The organism is Candidatus Poriferisocius sp. (assembly GCF_965204145.1).
Classification (GTDB): domain Bacteria; phylum Actinomycetota; class Acidimicrobiia; order Acidimicrobiales; family Bin134; genus Poriferisocius.
In genome coordinates this window covers 895,990-915,017 of record NZ_OZ241977.1, presented here as the reverse complement: position 1 = coordinate 915,017, position 19,028 = coordinate 895,990, and the positions used below count along the sequence as shown (strand labels likewise).

General features: G+C 66.5%; 17 protein-coding genes. 9 read left to right on the top strand and 8 right to left on the bottom strand.

The window, feature by feature from the left end; genetic code table 11:
* Positions 1–25 precede the first annotated feature (25 nt).
* Both cofD and cofE read left to right on the top strand, forming a co-directional pair.
* A complete protein-coding gene (cofD, locus tag ACOGI7_RS04030; protein ID WP_419850640.1) occupies positions 26–976 on the top strand; it encodes a 2-phospho-L-lactate transferase in 951 nt (316 codons plus the stop codon).
* Entirely contained in the window at positions 973–1,668 is a 696-nt protein-coding gene (gene cofE, locus ACOGI7_RS04025; protein WP_419850639.1) for a coenzyme F420-0:L-glutamate ligase, read from the top strand. The genes cofD and cofE overlap by 4 nt, the downstream gene beginning before the upstream one ends.
* Positions 1,669–1,671: 3 nt before the next feature.
* Here the strand turns inward: cofE and ACOGI7_RS04020 are convergent, their stop codons facing one another.
* The 5 genes from ACOGI7_RS04020 to ACOGI7_RS04000 form a co-directional block, all read right to left on the bottom strand.
* The gene (locus ACOGI7_RS04020; protein WP_419850638.1) at positions 1,672–2,568 is read right to left on the bottom strand and encodes a sugar phosphate nucleotidyltransferase; all 897 of its coding nucleotides are present in this window, start codon (positions 2,566–2,568) and stop codon (positions 1,672–1,674) included.
* Between the two features lie 6 nt (positions 2,569–2,574).
* A complete protein-coding gene (locus ACOGI7_RS04015; RefSeq protein WP_419850637.1) occupies positions 2,575–3,339 on the bottom strand; it encodes a hypothetical protein in 765 nt (254 codons plus the stop codon).
* Between the two features lie 62 nt (positions 3,340–3,401).
* Positions 3,402–4,655 carry a glycosyltransferase family 4 protein gene (locus ACOGI7_RS04010; RefSeq protein WP_419850636.1) on the bottom strand — a complete coding sequence of 418 codons (1,254 nt, stop codon included), beginning with the start codon at positions 4,653–4,655 and terminating at the stop codon, positions 3,402–3,404.
* On the bottom strand, positions 4,652–5,776 hold the full coding sequence (locus tag ACOGI7_RS04005) for a glycosyltransferase family 4 protein (protein ID WP_419850635.1): 1,125 nt from the start codon (positions 5,774–5,776) through the stop codon (positions 4,652–4,654). The genes ACOGI7_RS04010 and ACOGI7_RS04005 overlap by 4 nt, the downstream gene beginning before the upstream one ends.
* Positions 5,773–6,861, bottom strand: coding sequence for a glycosyltransferase family 4 protein (locus ACOGI7_RS04000; RefSeq protein WP_419850634.1), 1,089 nt, complete (start codon positions 6,859–6,861; stop codon positions 5,773–5,775). Before ACOGI7_RS04000 ends, ACOGI7_RS04005 begins: the two co-directional genes overlap by 4 nt.
* Before the next feature lie 100 nt (positions 6,862–6,961).
* Here ACOGI7_RS04000 and ACOGI7_RS03995 point away from each other — a divergent pair, with 100 nt between their 5' ends.
* Entirely contained in the window at positions 6,962–7,939 is a 978-nt protein-coding gene (locus ACOGI7_RS03995; RefSeq protein WP_419850633.1) for a GDP-L-fucose synthase family protein, read from the top strand.
* Here the strand turns inward: ACOGI7_RS03995 and ACOGI7_RS03990 are convergent.
* Positions 7,897–9,264 carry an LCP family protein gene (locus tag ACOGI7_RS03990; protein ID WP_419850632.1) on the bottom strand — a complete coding sequence of 456 codons (1,368 nt, stop codon included), beginning with the start codon at positions 9,262–9,264 and terminating at the stop codon, positions 7,897–7,899. The genes ACOGI7_RS03995 and ACOGI7_RS03990 overlap by 43 nt on opposite strands.
* Positions 9,265–9,293: 29 nt before the next feature.
* Here ACOGI7_RS03990 and ACOGI7_RS03985 point away from each other — a divergent pair, with 29 nt between their 5' ends.
* Both ACOGI7_RS03985 and ACOGI7_RS03980 read left to right on the top strand, forming a co-directional pair.
* Entirely contained in the window at positions 9,294–10,310 is a 1,017-nt protein-coding gene (locus tag ACOGI7_RS03985; RefSeq protein WP_419850631.1) for a chorismate-binding protein, read from the top strand.
* A complete protein-coding gene (locus ACOGI7_RS03980) occupies positions 10,307–11,164 on the top strand; it encodes an aminotransferase class IV (RefSeq protein ID WP_419850630.1) in 858 nt (285 codons plus the stop codon). The genes ACOGI7_RS03985 and ACOGI7_RS03980 overlap by 4 nt, the downstream gene beginning before the upstream one ends.
* Here ACOGI7_RS03980 and ACOGI7_RS03975 read toward each other — a convergent pair.
* The gene (locus ACOGI7_RS03975; protein WP_419850629.1) at positions 11,139–11,888 is read right to left on the bottom strand and encodes a biotin--[acetyl-CoA-carboxylase] ligase; all 750 of its coding nucleotides are present in this window, start codon (positions 11,886–11,888) and stop codon (positions 11,139–11,141) included. The genes ACOGI7_RS03980 and ACOGI7_RS03975 overlap by 26 nt on opposite strands.
* Before the next feature lie 67 nt (positions 11,889–11,955).
* On the opposite strand from ACOGI7_RS03975, the gene ACOGI7_RS03970 reads away from it, so the two are divergent.
* Genes ACOGI7_RS03970 through ACOGI7_RS03955 form a run of 4 tightly spaced genes read left to right on the top strand, consistent with a single transcriptional unit; the run spans position 11,956 to position 17,072 of the window.
* On the top strand, positions 11,956–13,716 hold the full coding sequence (locus ACOGI7_RS03970; RefSeq protein ID WP_419850628.1) for an acetyl/propionyl/methylcrotonyl-CoA carboxylase subunit alpha: 1,761 nt from the start codon (positions 11,956–11,958) through the stop codon (positions 13,714–13,716).
* 59 nt (positions 13,717–13,775) lie between these two features.
* Positions 13,776–15,029, top strand: a complete 1,254-nt coding sequence (locus tag ACOGI7_RS03965; RefSeq protein WP_419850627.1) for a glycosyltransferase — start codon at positions 13,776–13,778, stop codon at positions 15,027–15,029.
* Positions 15,016–15,978: a hypothetical protein gene (locus tag ACOGI7_RS03960; protein WP_419850626.1), complete on the top strand. Its 963-nt coding sequence runs from the start codon at positions 15,016–15,018 to the stop codon at positions 15,976–15,978. The genes ACOGI7_RS03965 and ACOGI7_RS03960 overlap by 14 nt, the downstream gene beginning before the upstream one ends.
* Positions 15,975–17,072 (top strand): glycosyltransferase, encoded by a 1,098-nt coding sequence (locus tag ACOGI7_RS03955; RefSeq protein WP_419850625.1) that lies wholly within the window; start codon positions 15,975–15,977, stop codon positions 17,070–17,072. Before ACOGI7_RS03960 ends, ACOGI7_RS03955 begins: the two co-directional genes overlap by 4 nt.
* Before the next feature lie 15 nt (positions 17,073–17,087).
* Here the strand turns inward: ACOGI7_RS03955 and ACOGI7_RS03950 are convergent, their stop codons facing one another.
* Entirely contained in the window at positions 17,088–19,010 is a 1,923-nt protein-coding gene (locus ACOGI7_RS03950; RefSeq protein ID WP_419850624.1) for a methyltransferase domain-containing protein, read from the bottom strand.
* Positions 19,011–19,028 lie beyond the last annotated feature (18 nt).

Here is a 19,028-nt window from a genome sequence, read left to right as displayed (position 1 = left end):
CTCCCGGCAGGCTTGTGGAGGCCTCTTGACCCAAAGCGTGGTCACGCTGGCCGGAGGGGTGGGAGCAGCCAAGCTGCTCACCGGCCTCATACGGGTGCATCCGCCAGAAGACCTGCTCGCGGTGGTGAACACGGCCGACGACACTGTGCTGCACGGTCTCCATGTCAGCCCCGATTTGGACACCGTGGTCTACACGCTGGCCGGCGCGGTCAACCCCGACACCGGCTGGGGCTTGGCCGGTGAGACCTGGCAGGCCATGGACGCCTTGGACCGCTACGGCGGGATCACTTGGTTCCGTCTCGGCGACCGCGACCTGGCCACCCACCTCTACCGCACTCACCGGATGGACCAGGGTGCCGATCTGGCCGCGGCAACCGCTGAGATCGCCGCGGCCTGGGGCTTGGAGCTGACCGTGCTGCCGGTGACCAACGACCGGATCGAAACCAAGGTCACCACCGTCGATGAGGGCGAGATCGGGTTCCAGGACTATTTCGTGCGCCGCCGCCATGACGTGGCCGTGACCGCAGTCAGGGTGGCGGGGTCGGAATGCGCCCAGCCCACGCCAGGTCTGATCGAGGCCTTGGAGACAGCCCAGTCGATCATCATCGCTCCCTCCAACCCCATCGTGTCCATTGGCCCCGTGCTGGAAGTTCCCGGCGTGCGGAAGTCGGTGGCCGCCCGCCGGGATGCTGTGGTGGCCGTGTCGCCCATTGTGGGCGGCGCCGCTCTCAAGGGCCCCGCCGATCGGCTAATGCGAGAGTTGGGCCATGAGAGCTCGGTGGTGGGAGTGGCCCGCCTCTACCAGGACGTGGCCGCCACTTTGGTGATCGACGAGGCCGACGCCCACCTAGCCGACGATGTGGAAGCCGTCGGGGTGTCCTGCGTGGTTGCCTCGACGATCATGGACAGCATCGACACCGCTGCCGCGCTGGCCCGAACCGTCCTGGGCTGTTTCCCAGAGGGAGTCCAAGCTTGAAGCTCGAGATCCTCGGAGTGGACGGGCTGCCGGAGATCAAGGCCGGAGATGATTTGGCCGGGCTCATCGCCGAGGCGACCGATTTGGCCGACGGCGATGTGGTGGTGGTCACCCAGAAGATCGTCTCCAAAGCCGAGAACGCCATGGTCGCAGTCGACCCTGACGACCCCATGTCCCACAAACCGGTGGTGGAGCAGGAATCGGTGCGGGTGCTGCGGCGGCGGGGCGACCTCGTCATCAGCGAGACCAAACACGGATTCGTATGCGCCAACGCCGGAGTCGACCGGTCCAATGTGGCTGCGGACACAGCCGCGCTCTTGCCTGACGATCCCGACCGCTCGGCCCGGCGAATCCGAGAGGGCATCAGGGCCCGAGCCGGCGTGGAGGTGGGGGTGATCGTCTCCGATACCTTCGGGAGGCCCTGGCGGCGGGGGGTGGCCGACGTGGCCATCGGCGTGGCCGGGGTCCGCCCCATTCTCGATCTTCGGGGCACTCCCGACACGACGGGCAGAGAGCTCCAGGTAACCGAGGTGGCCATCGTCGATGAACTGGCCGCGGCTGCCGAGCTCGTGATGGGCAAGGCTGAAAACGTCCCTGTCGCCGTCATCCGAGGCGTCGACCCAGGCTGGCTCGGCCCCGGCAGCATTCAAGCGGACTTGATCCGACCCCCTGCCGAGGACCTGTTCCGCTAGTGGTCACTCAGTGGCGATGTGGTGGTCGGGGGTCACGATGGCCCTCCTGATTTCAGCGTTCGCCGGGACCGTGCTGTAGGGAAGCAGGACGGAGTCAGCTATTCGGGCGTCGGCGGAAACGGTGACGTGGGCCATTATCACTGAATTGGTTATCCGGGCATTGGGATCGATTTCGGCGGTGGAGTGGATGTGAGTGCCACCCGCGAGGGCGATCTGGGCCTCCAGATAGGCGGCAGGAGTACCGGCGTCGATCCAAAAGCCGTCATGGGCTACGGCGTACAGCAACCCCTTCTGCACGAGGGCTGGGAAGGTCTCTCTCTCGATTGACGCGGGGCGGTCCTCGGGGATCAATTCGAGCACTGAGGGGTCGATGACGTATATCCCGGCATTGATCCACTGGCTGGGCGCCTCGTCGGCGGGCGGCTTCTCGACGAAGGCCTGGACCCGGCCATCGGGGTCGCACACCACTACTCCGTAGCGGGAAGGGTCCTCCACCGGGGTCAAGGCGATAGTGGCCGCCGCGCCGCTGCCGCGGTGGGCGTCAAGCAGATCGATCAGCGGAAAGTCGCTGATCACATCACCGTTCACGGCAACGAACGTGTCCTGGACATCGGCCATGCGGGCCGCGAAGGCGATGGCCCCTGCGGTGTCCAGCGGCTGGGGCTCCACTGCGTAGAACAACTCCACCCCGGCGCAGCGGCGCTCGGGGTAGGCGGCCTCAAAGGCGTCCGGCCGATATCCGAGTGACAGTACCGCTCGGGTAATCCCCTGCTCCCCCAAACGCCCCACTACATGCTCGATCATGGGCCGGTCCACCACCGGCAGCATCTGCTTGGGACGGGTAAGGGTCAGTGGCCGGAGCCGGGTGCCGAAGCCGCCGACCAGAACTACCGCATCCACACCGGCTCAGCCGCCATCTGGCAACTGGACGCCCGGAATGTCCTCGTCGAGCGTCTCATCGAACTCAACCGGCCCCTCGGGCTGGGTGAGGTCGGCCACCAGCGACGGCGACACCCCGAGAAGGTCGTTCACGGTGGGGGGAAGCGGCACCACGGCGTCGCGGGGCGCCAGGGCGATGGTAAAGGCCTCGCCATCCTTCTTGAAGCGGACATCGCCGAAATTCTCGTAGATCCGTTCGTCGGGCTCCGCGGCCACCGCAGTGAGGGCGTTTGACCAGCGCACGATCTGCATCACCGCCGGCTGCCCGTCGCACACGGCGTCCACCGCGCTGATCACCCCGAACTCGGTGGCGGTGATGCCGTTCACATCCATCTTCACGAACATCGCGTCAAAGAACTTGGCCATGACGGCGTCATTGCCGGTGGCGTTGGCGGTGAACGGGTGGATGTGGATCAACCCGTCGGCGTGGGAGTGAATGCCATAGGGATCGTAGGGATAGCCCTGGGCGTTTCGCCGGCCCTCGAAGATGGGCTGGTGGGCCCCGCCGTCACCGGAGGTGCAGTCCCACACCGTGTAGGCCGAGTGCCAGTGGTCGCTGAGGCCGGGACGGGCCTCAGCGTCGCGCTGGGTGCGGGCAATGGCCACCACCGCGATGCCGATCAGGATGATGAGCACCACGACAGCGGGAAAACCGATGAGCCGGCGCTGCTGCCCGACCCCGCCCATCGATGCGGCCCGCGCCACCTTTCGAGAACCAGAGGCTCTTGCCACGGCTTACCACGCTACCCGACCCGAACTGACAACCCACACCTGTAGCAGCAGGCTGCCCACCGCTAATCCACCAGATCAAGAAACAGGTCCAGATACCGGTCGGCCACTTCTCGGGGCCCCGCGGCTTGCTCGGCAAAGGCCCGGCCCCGCCGCCCCATCTCCACGAGGGCTTCGGGGTCGGCGACCATTTCGGCCAGCGCAGAACAGAAGGCGTCGGCGTCATCGGGATCCACCGTCCGGCCTGCCCCGGACACCGCCAGCAGCCGTTCGACTTCGCTGCCGCGGTCAACGCTGGCCAGCACCGGGCGCCCCGCGGCCATCACCGAGTACACCTTGGAGGGCACGCTGGACGCGCCCAGCCCAGCTCGCAGCAATACCAGGTGCAGATCAGCGGCCGCCAGAACCTCTTCGAGCCGCTCCGGCGGCTGCCAGCCAACCAAATGCAAGTTGTTCAGCCGCTCGGCTGCGGCAGCCACCGTTGATCGGGCCACCCCATCGCCGTTGACCACGAACTGCACGTCAGCTCGACCCTGGTCGGCGAACCGCTCCGCCGCGGCCACCACCAGCTCCAAGGGCTGGGAATGGCCCAGGTTGCCGGCGTACATCACCACCGTGCTGTCGGCGCTGTCCAGCCCCAGTTGGGCGCGATAGGGGTTGCGACGATCGGCCGGGCTGATGCGGCTCGCGTCGGCTGTGTTGGGGATCACCACCACCTTGGCCGGGTCAACGCCAGAGTCCAGCTTGGCTCTCACGTTCACGGCCATGCCCTCCGACAGCACGGTCACCGCCGCAGCCCGCCGGTACATCCAGCGCTCCAGTCGCGAGGCCGCAGCCGCCACCCGGGCATTGCGCATCACGCCGGCCTCCACCGCCGCGTCGGGGAACACGTCCTGCACGTTGAACACCAACGGCGCCCGTCCTCGCCAGGCGGCCGCCCACCCAGCAGCACCCAGGGTGATGGGCGGCGACATGGCGAACACCACATCGCAGCGGCCCGCCGCGACCACGGCATCGGTGCCGGCCAGCGCGGTGAACCCGGCGAATCCCGCCGCCCGGGCCACCAGCCGCCCCTTGTTGGAGGGAAACGGATGCCAGCGCCGGATCCGGCCCCACGGCTCCTGCTGGGTGCGCACCAGTCGTCCGGTCCAACCGTTGGCCACCGCGTGGTCCCGGTACCACGGAAGGCTGGTCACGATTTCCACCCGGTGGCCGCGGGCCGTCCACTGCTGGCAAATGGCGGTCATCACCTCCCCGGTGGGAGCGGTGTCGGGCGCATAGTGGGGGCAAAGCACCAGGATCGAGAGCGGTCTCATCATTCGGCCACCTTGGTGTACAGGCTGTACAGCCCCGCTCCCGGGTCGAACTCGGCCAGCTCGCGCGCCCTGGATGCTCCCGCCTCGCTCAACTCCCGCCGAGCGTCGGCGTCGCCCACCAATTTGCCGATGGCGTCAGCCCACTGGGCATCGTCGTCGGGTTCCACCAAACGCCCGCCCGAACCCACCACATCGGGCAGCGCCCCGGCATTGGCAGCCACCACCGGACAGCCCCGAACCATGGCCTCCACCGCCGGGAGGCCGTACCCCTCATACTTCGACGGGAACACCATGGCCACCGCCTGTCGATACAGGCCGTCGAGCACGGCCCGGGGGATGCGGCCCAGCCGGTGCCAACGGCCTCCCACTCCGAGCCGTTCGGCCAAATGGTCCAGCTTGATGTCCAGTGGTCCGGGGCCCCCCGAGATCACCAACGCCACATCCACGCCGTCGTCGGCCAATCGGGCCAGTGCCCGCAGCAGCACTTCATGGTTCTTGTGGGAGTAGGTCACCGCCGGATACAGCACGAACGGGCTGGCCAGGTCCGGCGCTGCCGCGGCCAGCGGCATGTCTGACTCGTTCGAGGAGACGTCTACCGGCGCGGGTACAACCGCTACTCGCTGGGGATCCACCTTCAAACGCTCCACAAGGCGGTTGCGGCAGAACTCGCTCACAGTCACAATCACCTCAGCCCGGCGCGCCGACCATGGCAGCATCACCCGCAAGTACAGCCGCTTGACCAAGCCGAAGCGCCGGGGATGATCCAAGGGCTGCAAGTCGTGGATGGTCACGACGGCCGGCCTGACGCCCACAAGGGGAACGGTGCCTCCAAAGTGGTGGACCAGGTCAAGGCCGCGGCGACGGCATTGGGCGGCCAACCAGGTGTTCTCGACGAGCACTCGCAGCGGCCGCCGCTTCCCCACCGGCGACGTGACAACCTCCCAGCGCTCGGCCAGCGACGGATGGGCCTCGGCAAACCCCCGCGGCGCAAACAAGGTCAGCCGCACTGACCCATCCGGCGGAATGGCCGACAGGAGCCTGACCGCGTAGTCCTCGGTGCCTCCCACTCGGCCCGATCTCAGCCACAGCAGGTTCACTCCCACAGAGATCGTTTGAGCGGTCAACCCGCCAGCTCCCGATAGACCTGCATGAGCCCCTCGGCAGTGCGCTGCCAGGTGAACTCGGATAGCGCCCGCTCCCGTCCCTGCTTGCCCAGGCGGTCGGCCGCATCAGTGTCGCCGAGCAATCCCCCCAAGGCGTCGGCAATCTCCTCCGGCCGGGTGGGATCCACCACCTCGCCGGCCGCTCCGACAACCTCTGCGGTGGCCCCGGTCGCCGATGTCACCACGGGAGTGCCCTGCACCATGGCCTCCAAAACGGGCAGGCCGAAACCCTCGGTCAAACTCGGATAGCAGAACGCCGCTGCGGCCCGCATCAGCGACCGCTTGTCGGCCTCGTTCACGAAGCCCAGTCGCCGGATCGGGGCGGGCAGATCATCGTCCAGGTTGGACTTCCAGCCGGCCGGACCCACCAGCACGAGTTCTTCGTCAGTTCGGTCCAGCATCTGCCACGCGGCCAACAGCCCGTCCAAGTTCTTCCGGGGCTCAGCAGTTCCCACCCACAATACGAACCGCTCGGCCAATTCGAACCGCTGTCGCACCTCATCGGCCTCGTCTGGCGGAACAAGACAGTCCTCAACCCCATACGGCACAAACCGCACCCGCTCGGCATCAATCCCCGCCCGCACACAATCGTCCGCAGTGTGCTGCGATGGGCACACCACAACGTCGGCTTCATTGCGGGTCAGCTCCAGCGACCGGATGAAGAACTGCACGCCCCGAGGTGTGAAGTGGTCAGGATGACGCAGAAACGCCAGGTCATTGACCGTGACCGCCAGCGGTGCAGTCCGGGGCGGCACCGCCATGCCAGTGGCGTGGATCGCATCCACCGGACCGACAACCCGCTGCACGGAGGGCCACCGCATCTTGTGCCAGCTCCAATACAGGCTGGTCCGGGGCATGCGCAGGGCGGCCACGGGAACACTGGGAGCAAACGGCTCTTCTGGGGGATTCCGGTGCCAGGCCGAAATGCCCACCAACTCCAGCGGGGCTGAGAGGCGCCCCAATGCGTCCACGCATCCCAGAGCGGCCGTTGCCGTCCCGCCCGGCACCCGGTGCCAGCACTGCTCCAGCGTGATCGCCACTCGCATTGCCCCGATTCTGCCAGCCCAGAGCCTCCTGAGGTCGCCAGGCAAATCTCTCGACCCATGACCTCCCACAACTGTCCAGCATCCCGTAGTCTGTAGCCCGATGAGCGTCTTCTGGGCGGGAAAGCGGGTTCTGGTCACCGGAGGCACCGGATTCCTCGGCCGAGCGGTTTGCCGACAGCTCAACCAGGCAGAACCCGCATTGCTAGCCGTTCCGTCCAGCGCCGACTACGACCTGCGCAGAGCCGACGACACCCAGAGGCTGCTCGTCGATACCCAGCCTGATGCCGTCATCCACCTGGCCGCTCGAGTAGGGGGGATCGGCGCCAACCAGGAGCGGCCCGCCGACCTGTACCTCGACAACCTGCTCATGGGTACCAACATCATTGAGCAGTGCCGGCTGGCGGGAACCGACCGGCTCGTGGTGGTGGGCACCATCTGCTCGTACCCCAAATACACCAAGGTTCCGTTTTCTGAGGACTCCCTCTGGTCCGGTTACCCCGAGGAGACCAACGCACCTTACGGGGTGGCCAAGCTGGCCCAGCTCGTACAGCTCCAGGCCAACCGCGACCAATACGGCCAAGAGGGCATCTACTTGATGCCCACCAACCTGTACGGCCCCGGCGACAAGTTCCACCCGTCGGTCTCCCATGTCATCCCCGCCCTCATCAAGAAGTGCGTTGACGCCGTGGAGGCTGGCCAAGACTGCGTGCAAGTGTGGGGCACCGGCACCGCCAGCCGGGAGTTTCTCTACGTGGACGACGCGGCCAAGGGCATCCTGCTGGCCGCCGAGCACTACCGAGGGGCAGAGCCGGTCAACCTGGGAGCGAACCGCGAGGTCGCCGTCAAAGAGCTGGTGGAGGACATAGCCGAGATCACCGGATTCACCGGCCGGATCGAATGGGATTCCTCCCGTCCTGACGGCCAGCCCCGGCGCTGCGTCGACCCCAGCCGAGCCAAAAAGCTGTTCGGATTCGTGGCTTCCACGCCGTTCACCGAAGGATTACGCCGTACCTACCAGTGGTATATGGCCAACCGTCAAGAGGCCGAATCCCGGGGCGTATCGGACACCGCGCCATAGTCGGATCCCACCACCAGTTCCACGTCGGCGCCATCGATCTCAGCCACTAGCTCCCGGAGTGGCGCGGGCTCAAGGTAACGGGCCAGAGTCGTCGCCTTGTCCTCGGCGGCCTCCGTATGGCGGACCACGGTTCTGGCGACATCGAATCGGTCGGCGTTGCCCCGATCCACCACCGAGAACCCGGCCCGCTCCAACTCCGCCTCCACTCCGGCCACGGTGCCCGACCGGGTGCCGTTCAATATCCGCACCCGCACTCCGGCCAAGCTCAGGGCCTTAAAGAACTCCAGCACCGACTGGGCCTCTTCCTCCTGCAACAGGAGCACTTGCTTGCCATCGATGGCCGCGTCCACCACCGGCAGCTTGTACCGCTCGATCTGGTCGACAGGGAATGACCGGAACTCGTCGCCCAGGTCCACGAGCTGGCCCACCGTGATGCGGTCGTCCAGCGTGATGCTCGGGTTGTCGTCGTCCAGAAGCTCGTTGGCCACCCGCCGCAGGGTGAGCGGATTGCGGATGCCCTTCTCAACTGCCCGTTTGAGCGTGGCCACCATGAATTCCTGCTGCCGCTGGTTGCGCTCCAGGTCATTCCACACGCCGAGCCGTACCCAGTCGCCGTCGTTCGCCGGATCGCCCCCCTCCGCCACCGTCAGCGGCCGGCGGGTGCGGACATAGGCCAGCGCAGTATCGGGATCGAGGGTGATCACGCCCGACTGCTCGATACGCAATCCCAGCGAGTCATCCCGGATGGGCTGGGCGATCTCCACCGGTACCCCGTCTACTGCGTTCACGATCCGCAGAAACCCCGCGAAGTTGATCTCTACGTAGTGGTGGATGGGCACACCCAGATACTCCGACACCGTCTCGATCAGGGTTGCCGCCCCGCCGATTCCCCGAGCGGCGTTCACCCGCTCGCTCCACCCCTTGCCTGCAATCGGAACCCAAAGGTCGCGGGGGATCGACAGCATGGCCACTCGGTCGGCATCGGGGTCGATGCGCACCAAGATCACCGAGTCGGTCAGCAGCGTGTTGACGTCGCGATCGATGTGGATGGGACTGTCGGGGTCGATTCCCGCGGCGTTGTCGATCCCCACCAAAAGGAAATTCAAGGCTTCGGTACTGCCCCTTCTCTCGGGGTCCACCGAGGTTCCCACCAAGTCCAGCGACAGCCCCACCGACACTCGGGGAATCTGACTGACCTGCGACTTCACCATGCCCAGCCCAGCCGCCCCGCCCACTGCGGCGGCGAACACCACCAAACCGGCCAGCACCACCAAAAGCTGCCCCCAAGTTCTCTTGCGTGCTCCGCGCCGACGCCCGCGCCTCATTGCCCGCCAGTGTAAGTACACTGCACCCGATGGAGGTGGCGGCTGTTGCCGTGGTGGGACACCACCTGTGTTCCGGGCTGGTCGATGTCACCGACGACTTGGGCGCCTTGGAGTCCACGGGCTTCTGGGCGGTGGCCATCGATTTCCACGGCAAGGCAGTCTGCGCCCGATTCGACTCGGTCCGTCCGGCCCGCCCCTGGAAGGGCCGCCCCTGGAAGGGGATCCCGGCCGACACCTGGACGAGTTCGCTCGACCAAACCGGCTTCACCGCCGGGGTTTCGGCTATTCGGGAGATGATCGCCGCCGGCGAGGTCTACCAGGTCAACCTCACTCGCCGGCTGAGCGCACCGCTCATCGATCCCGACACCGACATCGCCGCGTTGGGGGCAGCACTGGCCGATGGAAACCCCGCACCCTATGCCGCCGTTCTCCGTCTGCCCGACCACGGCGTGCACATCGCCTCAGCCTCGCCCGAGCGCTTCTTGGAACGCACCGGTCGATGGGTGGAATCGTCTCCCATCAAAGGCACCGCCGCCGACCCGACGGGGCTGACCCCCAAAGACCAGGCTGAGAACCTCATGATCGTCGATTTGGTGCGCAACGATTTGGGGCGGGTCTGCGACTACGGCACGGTGAGCGTGCCCGCCCTGTTCTCCCTGGAGCACCATCCCGGTTTGGTGCACCTGGTGAGCACCGTTCGAGGACGACTAATCCGCGGCTATGGATGGCCGGAGCTGATCGACGCCACCTTCCCCCCGGGGTCGGTCACCGGCGCTCCCAAGCTGGCCGCCCTCGATGCCATCGATGCTCTGGAACCGCAACCTCGCGGAGCGTACTGCGGGGCGGTGGGCTGGGTGGACGCCGACCGCCGGCGGGGCGACTTGAACGTGGCCATCCGCACACTGTGGATCGAAGACGGACACCTCCACCTCGGCACCGGCGGCGGCATCACCTATGACAGTGACCTCGAAGACGAGTGGCAGGAAACCGAACTGAAAGCCAGGCGGCTGCTGGCCGTGGCCACCGGCGAGTACATCGCGATATGACGCAGACGCCTGCTGAGGCTTCGCCAAAGGCGCGCATCGTATGGATCAACGGTGCGCTGGTACCCGAGGACGAGGCCCGGATCTCCCCGTTCGACCACGGGTGGCTGGTGGGCGACGCCGTGTTCGAAACCCTGGTCATCGTCCGGGGGATGCCGTTCGCCGCTCGCCGCCACCTGGAACGGCTGGCCTACTCGGCTGAACACTTGGGCGTCACTGTTCCCGATGCCGACGTGCTGCGGGAGGCCATGGTCGCAGTGGCCGCCGCCAACGGTCTCCAAGAGGGTCGGCTGCGGGTCACCATCAGCAGCGGCACCGGGCCTTTGGGCAGCAGCCGGGGCGACAGCCCGCCGACCGCTACCGTGGCCGCCACTCCCCAAGCCCCCTGGCCCGCCACCGTCGCAGTGGCAACCGTGGACTGGACTATCAACGAGCGCAGCCCTCTGGCCGGCCTCAAAACCGTGTCCTACGGGGCCAACGTGCGGGCACTGGCCGACGCGAAGACGGCCGGCGCCAGCGAGGCCATCTTCGCCAACACGCAGGGACAGCTCTGCGAGGGCACCGGAAGCAACGTCTTCCTGGCCCACAATGGCCAGCTCATCACCCCCACCCTGGCCTCAGGATGTTTGGCCGGGGTCACCCGCCAGCTCGTGATCGAGCTGACCGGTGCGGTCGAGCGAGACGTGCCCCTCGAAGCGCTGACCGAAGCCGAGGAGGCGTTTCTCACCTCCACCACCCGCGACGTTCACCCCATCCACGCGGTCGACGGCCATCCCCTTCCTGCCGCCCCCGGCCCCCACACCCAAGCCGCCGCCCAAGCCTTCGCCCATCTCAAGGCGACCCAGATTGACCCCTGAGGTGTACGACATCTCCAACCACAACCCTTGTCCCACCCTCTAGAAGCAACGCGCCCCGATCGTCCAAATCCTCGGCCAATCCCTCCAACACCGTTCCGTCGCCGAGTTCCACCGTTACTTGGCAGCCCAGAGTGGCCGACTCGTGGCGCGCTGAAGCCATCAACTCAGCCCGGCCACCGGCCTCCTCGATTCTCTCCATCCAGTGGGCGAAACCGGTCAGAATCTCCGCCAGCAGCTCTCGGCGGTCGATCACCGAACCGCACACGTCTTCAAGCGCCACCGCGCTGCCAGCGGTCTCAGAGGGAGCGGCACCCGAGCGCGCGTTGAGGCCCATGCCCACCACCACGGCCTCCAGCCGTTCCCCGGCCACCACCGATTCGGCCAGCACTCCGGCCAGTTTGCGATCACCAGCCACCAAGTCGTTGGGCCACTTCAATCCTGGCCGCACCCCGGCCAGCGAATCGCAGGCCTCCACCGCCCCCAATGCCAGCGCGGTGGTCACCAGGTGGGCCTGCTCAACGTCAATCTGAGGCCTGGTGAGCACCGAGAACAGCAGGCTCGACCCGGGGGACGCACCCCAAGTGCGTCCCCGCCTCCCTCGCCCCGCGCTCTGATAGTCGGCCGCCAACACCGTGTTGGCCTCCGCCCCTCCGCGGGCCGCAGCCAGTAGGTCGGCATTGGTCGAGCCGGTCTCATCCACCCACTCAATCCGAAAATCGGCCACTTGGCTCCGTCCTATCTCGCCCTGCCATTATTCGCGTGGTCAGCAGGCTGTCTGCCACCATATTGCCGTGTTGTCCAAGGTGTTGGTCGCAAACCGGGGGGAGATCGCCGTTAGGGTGATCCGGGCCTGCCAGGAGATGGGCATCGCCACGGTGGCGGTGTACTCCGAGCTCGACCGCAATGCCCTCCACGTGCGGATGGCCGACGAGGCCCACGCGTTGGGCGGACAGACCGCGGCCGAGAGCTACCTCAACACCGAGGCCATTCTCGACATCATCGAGCGCTCCGGGGCTGATGGCGTCCACCCCGGCTATGGGTTCTTCTCCGAAAACGCCGACTTCGCCCGGGCAATCACCGCGCGGGATGTGGCGTTCATCGGCCCCAATCCCGAGGCCATCGAGATCATGGGCGACAAGATCTCCGCTCGCCAGGCTGCCGAGCGGGTTGGAGTAAGCGGTGTTCCCGGCACCACCGACCTCATCACCGACCCCGCGCAGGTGCGGGAGTTCGGAGCCGAGCACGGCTACCCGGTCGCCATCAAGGCGGCCTACGGCGGCGGCGGCCGGGGCATGAAGGTGGTGGCCGACGAGAATGTGGTGGAGGAGGCCATCGAGTCGGCCCAGCGGGAGGCCCTCAGCTATTTCGGCCGCGACGAGATCTACATGGAGCGCTACCTGGAGAAGCCCCGCCACGTGGAAGTCCAGGTGTTGGCCGACAGCCAAGGAAACTGCGTCTACTTGGGCACACGCGACTGCTCAGCCCAGCGACGCCATCAGAAGCTCATCGAAGAGGCCCCCGCCGCGGGCATCGACCCCGATGTGCTGGCCGCCATGGGCGAGGCCGCGGTGAAGGTGGCCCAGGGCTGCGACTACGTGAACGCCGGCACGGTGGAGTTCCTCTATGAGGAAGGCGAGTTCTACTACTTGGAGATGAACACCCGGCTCCAGGTGGAACACCCGGCCACTGAGCTGGTCACCGGAATCGACCTGGTGGAGCAGCAGATCAGGATTGCCTCTGGCGAGCCCCTGCCGTTTGCCCAAGAAGACATCGAGATCTCCGGACACGCCATTGAGGTGCGCATCAACGCCGAAGACCCCGCCGAAGGCGCCTTTCTACCGTCGCCAGGACCGATCACCGGGCTGCGGGCGCCCAGCGGATACGGAACCCGCTGGGACGGGGGCTATGAGGCCGGCGACGAAATCAGCCAATTCTACGACAACCTGGTGGGCAAGCTGATCTGCTGGGGACGGGACCGGCCCACGGCCATCGCCCGCACTCTGCGAGCCCTCGACGAGATGGAGGTTGACGGCGTGGCCACCACCATCAACGCGGATGTGGCCATCCTCTCACACTCCGACTTTGCCGCGCTGGCCCACTCCACCAAGTGGGTGGAGGAAACCCTGGATCTCACCGGTGTCAAGAGCTCGCCCGCCTCAGACAGCCCGCCCCCCGACACCGAGCCCCTCGTGTCGCGAGAAATCGACGTCGAGGTCAACGGCCAGCGCTATGCGGTGAAGATGTGGGTGCCAGAGGCCGCTTCTGCCCCATCCGCCCCCGCGTCCGGAGGGGCCAAGCGCCCCAAACGCGCCGCGGCCAGCAAGAGCAGCAGCAGCGGCAGCGGCGACGTGACCGTGCCCATGCAAGGCACCATCGTGAAGGTGATGGTGGCCGTGGGCGACACGGTGGAGATCGGCGATCCCATCGTGGTGCTCGAGGCCATGAAGATGGAGAACAATGTGTGCGCCGAGAAGTCGGGCACGGTGGCAGAGATCAAAGTGGCCGAGGGCGACTCGGTGGGCGGCGGCGACGTCGTCGCGGTGATCGAATAGAGGGCACTTCTCGTCGGCTGTTCGCCCGGACTGCCCCCCGGTAGCATCGATCAACCCCCATGGACGATGCCCAAACGCTTTCGCAGGCCACCACCTCGATCATCATTCCCAGTGCTGGCCATGCCCTCCCCGACGCTGAAACCTCCATGCTGGAGCGCTGCCTGACCACGCTCGCCCTGCTCGAGCCCCCGCCCACCGAGGTGATCGTGGTGGTGGGCGACGAATTCCAGGGCGAGGCGCCCCGACAGGCGAACAGCCTGGCGGTGCAGGTCATTCATCGAGGCGCCGGACCGTTTGATTTCTCCCGAGCCGTGAACTGCGGCGTGCTGGCCAGCCGCGGCGAACTGGTTCTGATGCTCAACGACGACATCGAAGCAGAATCCTCCGACTGGCTCGGGCAGATGGCCGCGCACCTCGACGATCCCGCCATCGGTGCAGTGGGGGCGACCCTGCTGTACCCCGACCGGTCGATACAGCACATCGGCATTGAGTTCGAAGACGCCCAACCCATCCACTCGTTCCGGGGATGCCAGTTGTCCGAAGCCGCCGCGGCGGGAGGCGACGCGGCTCGCGATGTGAGCAGCGTCACCGGCGCCTGCCTGCTGGCCCGGCGCAGGGACCTGTTGGCGCTGGGCGGGATGTCGCTCGAATTCCCTGCCTCCTACGGCGACATCGACCTGTGCCTACGCCTGAACCAGTCGGGGCTGCGGGTGGTGGTGGAGCCCGCCGCCACCCTCGTCCACCACGAGAGCGCCAGCCGGCCGCCGGTGATCGAGCCGTGGGAATGGGACAGGTTCACCTTCCGCTGGGGCGAGGCAGCCGACTGGGGGCATCCCCCTGTAAACTCTGAGTCGGACCACAACTACGATTCACCCATGACCGCCGATCAGGTGGATGGCGAGGATCGCGATCAGCTCCGCCACGAAATCCTCAATTTGCGCGATCGGGCCCTCGGGGCCGAAGCGCGCAACCAGTTCCTCACGAACCGCACCGCCAACCAAGACGACCAGATCACCGAACTGGAAAGCCGAGTGGCTGAGCGGGACACCCGCATCGAGGAGTGGAAAGACCGCGTGGCCGAGCGGAACACCCGCGTGGCCGAACGAGATGCCCGCATCGCCGAGCAAAATGTCCGCATCGCCGAACGGGACATACGCATGGCCGAAAAGGACACCCATATCGCCGAGCAGAACACCCGCATCGCCGAGCTGGAGGCCGAGAACCTCCGCCTGCACGAGGACCTGGCTCGACCGGCCATCATCCGGCTTGCCCGGCGGCTAGTCCCAAGATCGCGCCGACATGAGCGAACTTGACCTCAAACAGGTCAGCGCGGAAATCGAAGCCGAGGCCGAGACGCGCCGCCGCCAGGACCGGGAAATCGCCCGACTTGAGCACGACATCGAGCAGGCCTGGGCCGACATCGCAGAGTCCAAGGCCTCTCCTCAAGCCGTCGACGAAGACGGCGACCTCTTGGACCAGGCCGCGAATCTGGCCGCTCTCGATCCCCACGTCCCGATCGGATCGCGCCGGGGACTCCGCGGTGTCAAGTGGCTGATCCGCAAACTGTCCTACTGGTATGCCCGCTTTTTAACCGACCAGTTCAACGTGTTCGCCGGAGTGCTGATCCGGCACTTGCGCAACGTCGAAACCCGACTGAACCGCCTGGAAGGCGCGGCCGGTCCCCTGGCTGACAGCGCTGTTCCGGCCGGCTTCGGAGTTCTCGACAATCCTCCTGAGCCATCGGCCAGCCTGGTGTCTCAGGTCGCCGGATTGGCGGGCTCGGGGCCGTGTCTGGTGCTGTCCGGCGGGGAAGGCGCCATCGTCGAGGCCATTAGCGAGCGGGGCATCAGCACCCACGGCGTGGAGCAAGATCCCGACCGGGTTCTCGCAGGGCTCCGCCGTCGCATAGACATTCGAACTGGTGGCGTGCTCGCCCATCTGGTGAGCGCCGAGGACGGGGAATTCGGCACGATTGTGCTCACCGGGATAGTGGAAACCCTCCCGCTCAAAGACCTGATCGGAATGGTCAACCAAGCCAGCCTGAAGCTGAAGAAAACCGGCCGAATCGTGGTAGCAGTGGCCGACCCCGCACTCAGGGCCCGGGTTGACGCAGAGTTGGGTTCAGGGCTGGGCATCTCGCCGATCACCTGGCGGCACCTGTTGGAGCAGGCCGGCTTCGACGCCAGCCTGGAGCCCTGCCCCGACTCCCGCATCACCGAGATCGTCGTCGCCCAGCGCACAGCCACGCGGGGCCAGTCATGAGCCCCATTGTCGACCTGTTGGTCCCGCAGATGGCCACAGGAGACGCCACCAGCAACCACACCCGGCTGATTCAGCAGCTGCTCGAGGAGAAGGGGTTCGAGACTCGTGTGGTGGTCGAGCGCAAGAGCCGGTCTGATGGCAGCGATCTCTCTGTCGAGAAGTGGAAGGGCGATGCCCGCGTCTCGATTCTCCAGCACTCCATCGGGTCGGAGGTCGCTCAGTTCGTGATCCGGAAAAAGACGCCGATCGTGCTGAACTACCACAACATCACCCCCGCCAGTTACTTCCAATCGTGGCAGCCAGAACTGGCCAAGAGCGCTCAGCGAGGACGCCAGCAACTCGGCCAACTAGCCCGACTGACCCGTCGAGGGATCGCCGACTCGGAGTTCAACGCCCAGGAACTGAGGGACTTGGGCATCGACGACGTAGTGGTCGCTCCCGTGTTGTGGCAGCTGGGCAGCGGCATGCCACAGGCTGGCCTGGGCGACAGCACGGACATCGACGGCGCGGGGACCGTGCTGAACACGACGGACATCGACGGCGCGGGGACCGTGCTGTTCGTCGGCCGGCTGGCCCCCAACAAGTGCCAGCACGATCTCATCGCCGCCTTCGCGGTTCTGTCGCGATTCCGGCCCCAATCAAGACTTGTGCTGGTGGGCGACGCCTCTCCTCCCCAGTACCTGCACTCTTTGAAGAGCCTCGCTCGGCGGCTCGACGTGCACAGTCGGGTGGTGTTCGCCGGCAAGGTGTCCGACAAGAACCTTCTCCAGTGGTATCAGCTGTCGGATGTGCTCGCCTGCACTTCGGAGCACGAGGGATTCGGCGTGCCTCTGGTGGAGGCCATGGCCAACGGTTTGCCGGTGGTGGCCTACGACGCGGCTGCCGTGGCCGAGACGGTCCAGGATGCGGGCATCGTGCTCAGCGACAAGCGGCCCCTGACCATGGCCCTCGCCCTCGACCGAGTGCTGGGTGACGAGCAGCTGCGGAAGAGCCTTCGCGAATGCGGCATCAAGTCGGCCCAGCGGTTTGATATTTCTGTCACGCGCCAGCAGATGTGGATCGCGCTCAAAGACTTGGTGGAAGTCGGAGACTGACCCCGGCGAGCAGCCTCAGCGCCCGCGGATGCCCCGTATCAGCCTGGCAATCTTGTTGTGGATTCGCTCCCGCCAAGCCACCCGGGCCAATCGGGCTTGGGCCTCGGCGAGCTCAGACTGAATCTGCGCCAACTGAGCGTCGGCTTGAGCAAGTTGGGCCTGGGCCTGCTCCAAGTCCACTGCCATCTCGTGTTGCCCAGATAGCTGGGCTAGCAACTCCTGTTGCTGATGGACCAAGTGCTCCATGCGACGGTAGGGGGCCAGAGGTGATCCCAAGAGGTCCATCCGGGACCGGCTCCCGGCATCGTGCAGTTCAGCCAACCTCACTGCCGGCTGGCGGTATACCAGGCGCATCAGTTCATCTTCAGCTTGCCTCCACTGCTTGAGCAGGTCGCCGTGGATGTCATGGCCGATCAAACTGCCGAGATGGGCCACGAGGCGGTCGTTGCTCCAGGTGACCGGCCAGGGCAAATGGCAGCGGGCGCTCAGCATGGCGGAGACGGTCTTCCAAAGCCCTCTGACCACCGCCAGCCGAACATCCACTCCCCCGGCGGCCACCCATTCCCGGTCTACGAACTTGAGGCTGTCAGCAGTCATCACGAAGTTGTCGGGTCCCGAATCCAGCCACACCGGGGGCAGTGCCTGCTCGGTATCGGCCGGCAGATAGGGATGGGGCGCGGCAACCGAGTCGATCGGGGTCTCCCGAGCCGACAGCGCTGCCCGCCATGCCCGCAACAGCTCGGCGAACCCGTCCACATCGCCTTCCCGGGCGCAGTCCAACAGACACTGCTCGAGATTCCGGCCGGTGTAATAGGGCTCTTCGGACACCTCTACCTGCCCGAGCCACCCGTCAAAATCACTGGCTCTGTCTTCAGCCACCAGACGGCGTCTCATGGCCAGACCCTGGTCTGAATCGACCACCACAGCCTGCTGTCTCCAGCGTCGACGTCGATCAGGAGCCACCCGCCAGGCTAGCGACCGCCGGTCAACCCGCTCTGCCACCGCTTCTGGATTCCGGCCAGCGACAACCAGAAACGAATTGGCTGTATCAGGCCCCAAGCCCGCCGTCAGCAGCGCTCGGTGGGCGGCCCGCTCATCGGCGACCACCACTGGACGGGAATACTCGCGGCTCGTGGGGTGGCCCACAATTTGGTCAACCATGTCGACACCACCGGGCTGACCATAAATCTCCTCGGCCAGCACCGCAGTCGGCAGCTTGTAGTCGGGAAACGGGTACAGCCACTTCTGGGCTCCCAATCCGGCGTCGGCCAGCATCTGGGCCAGCTCCCGTCGCGACCAGGTGGTCGGCTCCCCGTCGCGGTAGCCCTCCCAGCCCACCCACGGCAGCCCCAGGTGATCTTCGGGAAAGCCCAGCAGGTACTTGAGTCCAAAGCGGTTCTCAATGGCCAACACCACCACACCGCCCGGGGCAAGGACCTCCACCGCCTGGCTGAGGAGGGCCGCAGGCCCGTGTCCCCCGCCGGGGGTGGTGCCGGCATATTCCAGCACTCCCACCAACAGAACGACGTCGTAGCCCTCGCGCCCGTCGTCTCCCAGCCCCTCCAGCGGCCCGCACAGGACACGGACGTTTTCAAGCCCGGCGCAGCGGTGAGCGATCAGCTCCGCTCGGGCTGCGCTGCCCTCCACCGCGGTCACCGCCGCCCCCCGGTCGGCGCAGATTCGGGTGTTGACCCCCGAGCCCGCCCCCACGTCCAGCACCTGGTCGCCGGGGCCGATGGCCACCGGCGTCAACAGCACGGCCCGCTCCGGCGCCAGGTGATAGGCGGTGGGCCAATCGTGTATCGCCGAGGCCAGTTCATCTGATCCCACTCGGCGATCGTCGACCGTTCGGAACAGTGCCAGCAGTTCGTCCTCAGCCCCGTCGGCATAGGGAAGCGAGTCGCCGATCATGGTGATTGGCAGAGGCTCAGCGCTCATCAGCACATCCCAGGCCGG

Bases quoted from the DNA above. Each gene is read 5' to 3' on its own strand.
- ACOGI7_RS04010 (WP_419850636.1), bottom strand. From the start codon at position 4,655: ATGATGAGACCGCTCTCGATCCTGGTGCTTTGCCCCCACTATGCGCCC.
- ACOGI7_RS04000 (WP_419850634.1), bottom strand. From the start codon at position 6,861: ATGCGAGTGGCGATCACGCTGGAGCAGTGCTGGCACCGGGTGCCGGGC.
- ACOGI7_RS03995 (WP_419850633.1), top strand. From the start codon at position 6,962: ATGAGCGTCTTCTGGGCGGGAAAGCGGGTTCTGGTCACCGGAGGCACC.
- ACOGI7_RS03990 (WP_419850632.1), bottom strand. From the start codon at position 9,264: ATGAGGCGCGGGCGTCGGCGCGGAGCACGCAAGAGAACTTGGGGGCAG.
- ACOGI7_RS03985 (WP_419850631.1), top strand. From the start codon at position 9,294: ATGGAGGTGGCGGCTGTTGCCGTGGTGGGACACCACCTGTGTTCCGGG.
- ACOGI7_RS03980 (WP_419850630.1), top strand. From the start codon at position 10,307: ATGACGCAGACGCCTGCTGAGGCTTCGCCAAAGGCGCGCATCGTATGG.
- ACOGI7_RS03965 (WP_419850627.1), top strand. From the start codon at position 13,776: ATGGACGATGCCCAAACGCTTTCGCAGGCCACCACCTCGATCATCATT.
- ACOGI7_RS03960 (WP_419850626.1), top strand. From the start codon at position 15,016: ATGAGCGAACTTGACCTCAAACAGGTCAGCGCGGAAATCGAAGCCGAG.
- ACOGI7_RS03955 (WP_419850625.1), top strand. From the start codon at position 15,975: ATGAGCCCCATTGTCGACCTGTTGGTCCCGCAGATGGCCACAGGAGAC.
- ACOGI7_RS03950 (WP_419850624.1), bottom strand. From the start codon at position 19,010: ATGAGCGCTGAGCCTCTGCCAATCACCATGATCGGCGACTCGCTTCCC.